11 protein-coding genes are annotated in these 9725 nt (G+C 35.8%); all 11 read right to left on the reverse strand.

Annotation, left to right across the window (positions count from 1 at the left end; all coding sequences use genetic code 11):
• Nucleotides 1-59 precede the first annotated feature (59 nt).
• On the reverse strand, nucleotides 60-191 hold the full coding sequence (locus tag EWV60_RS20395; protein WP_287234324.1) for a hypothetical protein: 132 nt from the start codon (nucleotides 189-191) through the stop codon (nucleotides 60-62).
• Between the two features lie 81 nt (nucleotides 192-272).
• Nucleotides 273-1571: an O-antigen ligase family protein gene (locus tag EWV60_RS20400; protein ID WP_502705838.1), complete on the reverse strand. Its 1299-nt coding sequence runs from the start codon at nucleotides 1569-1571 to the stop codon at nucleotides 273-275.
• A 44-nt stretch (nucleotides 1572-1615) separates the two neighbouring features.
• A complete protein-coding gene (locus EWV60_RS20405) occupies nucleotides 1616-2635 on the reverse strand; it encodes an alpha-1,2-fucosyltransferase (protein WP_287234328.1) in 1020 nt (339 codons plus the stop codon).
• A gap of 51 nt (nucleotides 2636-2686) precedes the next feature.
• Nucleotides 2687-3445 (reverse strand): FkbM family methyltransferase, encoded by a 759-nt coding sequence (locus EWV60_RS20410; protein WP_287234329.1) that lies wholly within the window; start codon nucleotides 3443-3445, stop codon nucleotides 2687-2689.
• 257 nt (nucleotides 3446-3702) lie between these two features.
• Nucleotides 3703-4512, reverse strand: coding sequence for a putative sugar O-methyltransferase (locus tag EWV60_RS20415; protein WP_002775781.1), 810 nt, complete (start codon nucleotides 4510-4512; stop codon nucleotides 3703-3705).
• A 333-nt stretch (nucleotides 4513-4845) separates the two neighbouring features.
• Nucleotides 4846-5643: a DUF268 domain-containing protein gene (locus EWV60_RS20420; RefSeq protein ID WP_287234331.1), complete on the reverse strand. Its 798-nt coding sequence runs from the start codon at nucleotides 5641-5643 to the stop codon at nucleotides 4846-4848.
• Nucleotides 5636-6364 carry a hypothetical protein gene (locus EWV60_RS20425; RefSeq protein ID WP_287234333.1) on the reverse strand — a complete coding sequence of 243 codons (729 nt, stop codon included), beginning with the start codon at nucleotides 6362-6364 and terminating at the stop codon, nucleotides 5636-5638. The genes EWV60_RS20420 and EWV60_RS20425 overlap by 8 nt, the downstream gene beginning before the upstream one ends.
• Nucleotides 6365-6440: 76 nt before the next feature.
• Nucleotides 6441-7283, reverse strand: coding sequence for an FkbM family methyltransferase (locus EWV60_RS20430; RefSeq protein ID WP_287234336.1), 843 nt, complete (start codon nucleotides 7281-7283; stop codon nucleotides 6441-6443).
• Nucleotides 7284-7390: 107 nt separating this feature from the next.
• Complete coding sequence (locus tag EWV60_RS20435) at nucleotides 7391-8716, reverse strand: flippase (protein ID WP_287234338.1); 1326 nt, start codon at nucleotides 8714-8716, stop codon at nucleotides 7391-7393.
• 225 nt (nucleotides 8717-8941) lie between these two features.
• On the reverse strand, nucleotides 8942-9292 hold the full coding sequence (locus EWV60_RS20440; protein WP_502705839.1) for a hypothetical protein: 351 nt from the start codon (nucleotides 9290-9292) through the stop codon (nucleotides 8942-8944).
• Between the two features lie 240 nt (nucleotides 9293-9532).
• On the reverse strand, nucleotides 9533-9725 hold a 193-nt coding region (locus EWV60_RS20445; protein WP_287234343.1), incomplete at its 5' end, for a hypothetical protein.

The raw sequence follows: 9725 nt of genomic DNA on the forward strand, positions 1-9725 counted from the left end.
ATTGTGGGAGCACAATGGAAAGCAGAGAATGTTCCTCAGTATTTGAAGCTACGTTGTGCTTATCTCAACGGCGATATTGCCTGAGTATTTTTACTCATTGCAAAACTGGGATGCTCCCAGGCTCTTTTCAGTTCTCGGGAGTCGGGATTAGTTTTGATGAACTCTTCGAGAATTTGAAGTTCTGCTTCCATTTGATTCTCCAAACACTTACTATTTATCCTCCTTTTATTCTAAAATATTTCGGGATTGTTGTCGGCATTCTAGTTTACATATCATTTAGGTGCACTATATTTTTTGCTAATCTCAACCTCTCCAGATAATCTCGCAACGATGCCCAAGAAAAAGCAAGTCATTCCAAATTCAAAAACAGAGCCTTGAATGATCGGACCTAAAGACATATTGAATAAAATACCAATGCTCAGAGTTGTAAAATAGACAATTACAATTTTAGGTAAATCAGAATTAAGTATTTTAAAAAGGCAATTTATATGTAGAATAAAATATAACAAAAGTAGGAACATTGGAAGAAGACCTGCATCATAGGCTACGTCTAACCATAGATTGTGAACCCATTTAGTTGATGGTAAATTAAACTCTCTGCCTCCAAAAGGATATTGCCATATTTTTTCTAAAGCAACTTGATAATTGTCGAATCTACCACTCTCAGTTCCCTGACTTAAAAAACGTTTATTGAAAACACCTAATTGAGCCAAGACAGTAGATAAAATCATTTCAAGCATGTTCACTCCTACGGAGACTATGGCAAATAATCCTACAAACAAAGGTAGAGTTATAAATTTTAATTTAGACCCAAATTGTAAGAGAAACCCGATAGTTACAAAACTAATAGCTGTTCCCATCAAGGCCAGTCGGTTTTGCAGTAAGATTGTTATATTGAATGAGAAAAAAACAAAAATTGCTGAGACAAACACAAAAAATATATAAAATATTTGAGATTCTTTTTTATGTCTATAAGCATAAAATACTATAACAATATATAATAATCCTAAAAATAAGAAATCACCTACTCCAGTTGCAGGCATTTCTCTATTAGTCCAATAGTCTAAATAAATTCTAACTTTTGGCAAATTTGGACGAATTTGTAATGTTCTTAGGACTGATAATCCAGAATAAAAAACAGTTGAACCAACTAGAGAACTCATGACAACAATGGTGTTATAAGGATACCCTGGAAGCCGAGTATAGTTAATCAAAAATCCTACAATATAAAAAGATGTTACTCTCACAGTTTGTACGACTATGAGTAGTAATACATCTTGGTCTTCACCTAAAACCAATAAGTTATAACTAACCATTATACTCCAATAAATAATGCAAAACAGAGTCAAAATCACTAGAGATTGAAGAAACCTAGTTTTTCTCAAGAGACTTTTGTTAATAGAAAATATTTGCCACCCAAACAACTTATCAACTATTAGTAACAAGGGCGATAAAATAGTAGCCAAAATAGAAATTACTGGTACTTGTAATCCCGTAATAAAGAGTAAGGAACAAATCAATAGTAGCGGTATATATCTAATGCTTGAAGGCCTGGATTTTCCATACAACATTTTATAAACTTCTCCTTGAAAAACATTTATTCCATTTTCTTAGGCTATTTTACAAAAACACTCATTTCAGGATGAGCGATCGCATCAAAAATATTACCATACAACAAATCTTGCTTGCTGACAACTTGAGAAGGATCATAAAGTGGCAAGATAGGTATATCACCTAAAAATGCAGCCCAAACCCCAAAGGTACTCGGTGGTGTCATAATCATATCGCACTGTGACAGTTCTGCCATACTTTCTAGGTAATGCCCTTTACCCACAGCTGTTCCTGTCGCAAAATTTACGTTAAGATTTTTAAATAGCTCAAAATCTTGTGGTTCATCTGAGGCGACAACAAAGCCAACTTTAAAAGAAGTTCCAAACAAATCTTGAGCTTGTTGAATCCAGTCAATATATTGCTGGGTTTCAAAGAAATATTTACCTTCTAGCATAAACCGGTAGTCATAGTGTCTGATGAGAACGCCAATTAGATAGTCATACTTTTGTCTTAATTCTTGAATAAATTTTGTGGCTGTGGCTGTATGACTTTCTTTAAGTGCTAGGCACTCCCTAACAGTTTGCTGATGTTTTTCGACTAGCGGCCAACTTCTCACTTTCCATCCAGCTAAAAGTGTGAATTTTGCCTGATTTAATAAGTCAACATCATCTGGATTGTTTAGATCAAATTTATCTTTTTGCTTTCCTGGAATGTCTTTTAAGCCACTAACATTTTCGGCAATAATTGATTGTATATCAGGAGCAAAAGAAGCATAATTATACAGAAATCGAGCAATATTATTACGAATTCTGCCGCTGTTAGATATTTTATCAGGAAGAAACTGTAAAATATCTTTTAGCTTCTGCAAAGCTTGCCACTGTTTGTGCTTAGTGGGAAAAGTACAGGCAAGATTTTTTGAAGTGTTTTCTAGTAGATGAGTATAGGGCCAGAAGGCCAAATTAATCAAGTCGTACTTGTAATCATTCTCTGCTAAAAACGCTATGAGATGAGCGTAAGAAAACAACTGGTTGGCAAATCGACCGCCTCCGTGAGTGAAAATAATGAGATTTTTATCTTGTTTCATAATAGTGTAGTGTCAAGTCATATTTTATCTAATAGATGGACTTAGGGCGACCTAGTTTGCGTATTGGAAATTTTCCATTTGAGGCTGATAATCTCGTCTTTCAAGATAGGTTGGCATCACTTTATACATTTTAAACCCAGAATTTATCAAAATATCAAAAATTTTCATTAGACTGGTATGAGAATCTAGATTACAGCCTCCATACTCGAACTGAATAGCATCAATGAAAGTTGTGTTCAAATAGTCACCTAATCCCCTAAAAGCAGCTAATTCATGACCTTCAATATCAACTTTTAGTAAGTCAATATGACTAATATTATACTCTTTTATATAACTATCTAGACGGCGCAACTTAATCGTCTCTTTGTTAGAGAAATCAATTTGATAATGCTTTAAGTTTCTTTGGTATAAAGAAGCCAACCCACTTGATTTACTGTCATAGTAAATTGTTGCTTCTGTTTCACTATCGGATACACCAAATTGATTGAGTTTTATATTCTGATGGTTAAGAAATTTTTGCCGTAATACATTATAACAACTATTAGTTGGTTCAAAAGCGTGTATCTGAGGATTACGATTTATTATTGCCGCATATTCTAAGACTTTCTGGATGTATAGCCCCACATTAGAACCGACATCAAAGATAACTGGTTCTTTGTTTTTCAAAGTGGCTAAAAAATCGCTAATAAATTTTGCTTCTCCATTGCTATCAAACTCACAATTTCCATTATTTTCTAGGGCATTAAATATCTTCAGGCACAAAGACTTTGTTTTTCGTAGCAACTGATTTTCATTTTTGATTTTGATCATGATAATTTCTCTCCAGGAATTATTGATTAAGCTTCATGTTTATGTTAGCCAATTCTCTTTTTGGCTCTTCGGTTTGTGTTATGCAATGGACGGGGGTTATAAGGGATGGAACCCTTATATAGAAAGGCATTTAGCGATTTTTGTCAATTGTTTGTTATCTAGAGCGAACTAATCAATTAAGTCTCTTGCCAGATAAGTATTTAGTCGATTTATGCCCCCCTATCGAACCATAACAAGTAACGAAGAGCCTCATTTTTCTAGTTTGTTCCCCAAACTAATAGTGAAACATTATATTGTGTTTCAGATTTTGGTAGATAAGGCTTCTTTTCAAAGACTGCCACATTAGCTTCATTAAGTAAATTAGTCAATTCTTCCTTACTATAGGAATTAATTTTTGTTCCATGTGTAAGCAAGTTGCACAACAGATAACCTCTCAAAGACTTCCTTGTGACTTTATCGATATAATCATCTTGCAGACCCCTTGTAATTTCACTGAAAGCATAATTACTGATAACTAGGTCGTATTGGTTTTTCTTATCCAATTCATCAAGAGTACTGCAAATGATATTCCTAACTTCAAAATGATCTAGATACTTCTTAGCCAATGGCAAACATGAAGGCAGATCAACTAGAGTATAACTCTCAAATTCATACAAATCCGAAATGATTTTGCATTGACCCCCATAACCGACACCAATTTCAACTATTCGCATTCCATCCAAACTGCCAAAAAATTTTTTTAAGTCGCTTAAAACCCTTATATACCTCAAAGTTGTGGGTGAAAAGAAAATTTTTTCGGAGAACCATTTATACCTGTAACCATAAGTCTCTGGATTGCCTACATCTTCACTTGTTCTGAATTTATCGAAATATCTTGTAAATTCAGGGTTTTGAGAAACTATTTGTTGTAAACACTGCCTTCCTGCTTTAAACGTTACTGTCTCTACTACTGACTTGGCCGATGGACTACTTCTAAAATTCTCAAAAACTGATTTATCTTTTGCTGCTTGTTCACAAAGTAAGGGCCATCCGGTAAACAGAGTAAGACTTGTTTTTTGTTGATCCATGACCTTAAACCTCCAAGGTAAGTATTTATTATCTATCTAATCTATAGCGTTTCCTGTTCGCAAGAGGTACATTATCGATGTTGAAAAGTTTGATCAGCAAAGGTTTAAGTGTACGACTCAGGTGTGAGAACCGATATAGCGCTCTTCTGGAACTTTCGGAAATCCCCGACCGAATCCAGATTCTGAAACCCTCGGTTGACAAGTGATCGCTAACTTTTTTTCTAATAAAAACTCAAATTTCGGGTTTCTGTTAGTTAGCGATAGCTTGAAGGCTTACCCCATAAGAGAGCTAGAGTTTAGAGACTGTAAGACTTGTTTTTATTGTAGCATAATTTAAAATTTTTTAAACATATAGAGACCAGTGCCAAACTTTTTACACGGATCGTATGAATCGTAAAGTTGCCTACCATATTGATACTTTTCCTCCACAAGTTCAAAGCCATCAAAGAGTTGCAGGACGTAGTCGCGTGTAAAAGCACGGCAGCCATTAAAATAAATTTTATTTTTCTCATCTACTGGTACAGAGAATAGAATTATACCGCCTAATTTAACAACTCGCTTGAGTTCCTTTACAGCTTTCTCACTACCCCAGGGATCGAGGGGATCGCCATATCTTCCCAAACCGATGTGTTCAATGACACAAAGAGAAGATAGACTCTCAATACTGTTATCTTCAAAGGGCAAATCCAGTACAGATCCTTCTTGAAAATACAAGTTTTTTAGCTCAATATCAATCGGTCTGATATCAATCATAGTAACTGGAACAAATTGGGATATTATGCCAATTGTTTTAACAGATGAACCCACATCATAGTGATGTTCGGGTTTAAGTTGAAAAATTTTACTTGCCGCCCAAGTATCTTGTAAAAAATATACAGGCCCTACTGGAGTAAACTCTGTCTTATCAGTCAAGCAAGGAATCCAGTTCTTTATTTTTAATTCAAAATTATTGTTATCATTATTAGCCTGAAAAACTCTATATTCATTTGAGAATAAAATTATATCAAATAATCCCCTTAACCAGTTAAGACTTAAGCCATACTGTTGTTTCAAAGTACGATAAATGATATAAAGAACCTTAAGTAAGGTGAATTTGGAGAGGTATTGCTTTATTGTTTTGATACTAGCCATTTCGTTTCATTGTATTTAGAATCTTTTTTGTTCCAGGAAGTAACTTTAAAGTTGTCTGCTTCATTCCTTGTAATATTAATTTCAATCCTGCCTGAATTTTAGTATTTTGTTGTTTTCCATACTCTTCCCAAACCTTGGTATTCAAATCTTGACAATACTGAGCAAGGACAGGTTTAAATTTATTGGGAACGGAGATGATGACATCTTCAATAATTACAGTATATCTGTTCTTGACTAAATTTAAACAATCGATTACAGCAGAAATATCTGGCCACTGCTCAACTCGGTGTGGCGCAGGAGGAGGAGAGAGAAATAACCTTGCATCATCAATTAAGATAATGTGATCGTATGGAGAAGCATTGATTATTTCAAGTTCTTCAAGTAACGGACATTCGTCTTCTTCCCCGTAAGTCTGGCCACCACTCCAATGAGCATCTAACCAAAACATACTTGGCTGTTTAAGGCTAGATACAATTTCTTGAAGTAACACTCTGCTATCTCCCTGGAGAAATTTGATGTTCTCTACATTACCATATTTCTGAGTTGCTTGCTGATACATTTCTGTAGAATACTCAAGTGTTATTACTTGCCCGAATTTCTGGCTGCTCCAGTAAGCCGTATTTCCCAGATGAGTTCCAGTTTCAATGAAGCTGTTTACCTCACTACATTCTTTCAACATAAGTATTAAGTCGTTTGGCGGTCCCATGCGTACTATTCCCATAATTTTCTCTCCAGATTATTGTGAAATATTTTCATCTCTATAATTGCCCAATGATTTTGCTTCATCTGTTCTTAGTTTATTTTTTAACAAACCAATCAAGAAAAACTTTTTGGAGTTTCTGTAATACCATATTTTTGTTACCAGGAAACGATCTGAATAGCATTGGGATAACTTGAAGTTTACTGCTGTCTACAGTAATTCCACCATGCCATAAGAGTTTGACTGGTTGACTCGTAAATACGGTTCCATCATACCCCACAAATAAAAACACTTTGTATGGCGAGTCATCCCTCAATTCATCCAAGGAAACATCATAATCGCAAACCAAATCGTAATAAGTATTTAAGACAAAAATGAGATTACATGAGGTACAAAATACGGGCTTGTAACCTTTATTTTCTGCAAGCTTTACTATGGATTTTGCTGAACTACCCTGGCTAGTAGAGAAGGTTTTTGCTTGAACAAACTCAACTTCGTTTGGTATAGTAGGATTGTACTCAATTATAACAACTTTAGGCTTATAAACAGAGAGAGATTCAAATACATAAAAATCTACTCCGTCAATATCTATAGATAACACATCAAAATCAGGAGGAACTTTTTGCTGTTTAAGGATTGTTTCAAGAGAATTATTTTCCTCAAATCCTATCCATTCATTAAGACATGATACCTGAGAAAAGTCTTTCATGTTAACCTTGAGTTTTTGGAATTTTTTTGAATTTCCTTCGATCAAGGTACCAGACCATCCCTTATTTTTCAATAAATTATAAACATTGCTGAGAAAAATGCCATCCCAAGCTCCAAATTCCACGCAGTGTCCATTACTAATTCCTAACCTTCGACAAATTTCTTCGATAATACCATCTTCTCCATATTGGGAGTAGATACTCTTCTGATAATTTTCCAGGGGCTCTTTCATCTTGCAAATCCTTGAATAAATCCTTAAACCAAGAAAGCACAACGTTAGTGTATCATACTTTATACATAAATGCTCAATTCAAAAACAAAATTTTATATTTGGCCTTGCTAGAATTTTAGTCGCCAAGGATACAATACCGCTTTACCCATAAGGATGAGATTGCCGTACATTCTTGGATAAAGTAAGTCAATTAAAAAGGTAGTTGTTCCAAAGGATGCTATTGTCGCCCATAAAGCTCCAACGGCTGCATAGTGAGGAATCAGCATATAATTCAGGGTAACATTAACTAAAGAACCAATGATAGCTGTAAGCATTGAGTATTTAAATAAGCTCTCATTTGTAATAAACAAAGATTTTGCTACTCCAAAATTAGTAAAAAATAACCTAATGGCAAATAAGGATAACAAGGTTCCTGCTTCCTTGTATTCTTGACCAAACAGAATTATGACAATTTTACTAGACCAGAGGAAAATAGGGATAGAAACTAACAAAAATAAGATAAACATTAATCGGTAGATATTCTCCAAGCGATTAAAATATAGGCTATTACTAGCCAACTTTGCTTCCGACACGGCCGGTGCCAGGGATTGACATATAACCACAGGGACAAAACCGAATACTGCAATTAGTTGCATGGCTACTGAGTATTGACCAACTTCGGCATCACCGATCATCTGACCCAGCATTACCTGATCGATATAGGCTTGTACCATTATAGCCAATCCTGAAAAAAACAGTGGCCAGCTTTCCCAGAGCAAGAATTTAGCCCGAGAGAGATTTACAGACCAATTCCTCAGGGACAAACCGTCAATCCTATAACATATAGACAAGCCGATTATCTTAATTGTTCCTTTAGCGGCCGTGGCGACGGCAAAAGCTATCAGGGAAGCCCTTAACTGTATCAGGAGGACTTTGACGATGCTGAAAACAAGAGAATCTGTAGTACGGCTAATTACCGTGTATTTGGATTTCACCTGCGACTGAAACCATAAATCAATCGTATCAAAGGCGAGTAAGATATTGCCCGCTGCTATAATCCCTACTAGCCAGTGCGACAAAGTATCCCCTGGTCGTAAATAGATTACTGTCCCTACACTCAAAAAAACTGCAATTGTTCCAGTTACTAATCTGATCACAAAAGTTGTTCCTAAAATTTCATTCCTAGAATTTGCATCTTTTTGAAATACTATTTCTCTGACAACAATTCCATTTAATCCTAATTGAACTAACGGCATGAATAAAGCGACAAGAGATAGTGCATAGTTGTATTGTCCATATCTATCTGGTCCCAAATACCGCGCCACCCAAATCCCTACAAATAAACCAATTCCTAAACTGATGAATTGCTCAAAAAACAACCAAGACATATTGCTGATTTGTTTTTTGAAGTTTGTGCCAAGTTTATCGTAATTTACTTTTAAGGTTTTTAACACGGCTTTTAATTAGTACTTAGTAATCGTATCATAGAGACGTGATCGCTGGCAATTTGCCAACATATTTACTCACTAATTTACTCACTAATGTGTAACCATTGCGGCTTTTCGGTAGGTAGTATGCTAGGGACTATTTGCTTATCCTGAAAACCTTATGCGTCAAGTCTGGTATTTGTGATCGCATAACAAGTAACTGAGAACCACCAATCCTAGTGTAGCACACGATCAACTTTGCGGCTGGTGGTCATCTGGTTTAATTTGCCGAATCAGATGGCGAACTTCTGACAGCAAAACCTCAAAACGCTTGTCTGACTCTTCCTGTCTTTGCCTGATTTCGACAATTTCTGCTTGCCGAGCTTCATTTTCTTGCTGTTGTTGAGCAGCTATTTGTAGCAGAGCTTGTGCTGTCAATTGTAACCCTTCTACGGAATCTTTAACCTCTGAAACTGATTCCCGCAATTCCGAAACTGATTCTCGCAATTCCGAAACTGATTCTTTGACACCCGAAACTGAGTCTGCCAATTCATCTAGCATCTCATCTGTCCATCTGCAGTGTTCGGATGAGCTTCTGGTAATGGCTGGCTTTTCTGGCTCTTCGTTACTTGGTATGGTTCGATAGGGGGGCATAAATCGACTAAATCCTTATCTGGCAAGGGATTTAATTGATTAGTTCGCTCTAGATCGAAAATAATTGACAAAAATCGCTACATCCCTTATAACCCCCGTCCATTGCATAACAAAAACCGAAGAGCCGCTTTTCTCCTTTGTTAATAAATGCTTACAACCCACATTCCGCACCCTAAGTGTCACAACGTCTCAAAAGAGGAAGGGGCGTGAGCCAAAATACTTAGGGACTTGCGCTTTGATAATGTACCATTTAGGGCTGGTCTTAGGTAATGATTCGGTAGTAGTGGCGTAGCTCTCTTGCTTACCTGGTATGAATTGTGTAAAATATTTATTAATAAAAATAATTGGAACCCGATCAGTCTTTAAACCTCTAGCTTGATCA

This window comes from Microcystis sp. Msp_OC_L_20101000_S702 (assembly GCF_007095705.1).
In the GTDB taxonomy this organism is placed as follows: Bacteria; Cyanobacteriota; Cyanobacteriia; order Cyanobacteriales; family Microcystaceae; genus Microcystis; species Microcystis ichthyoblabe_A.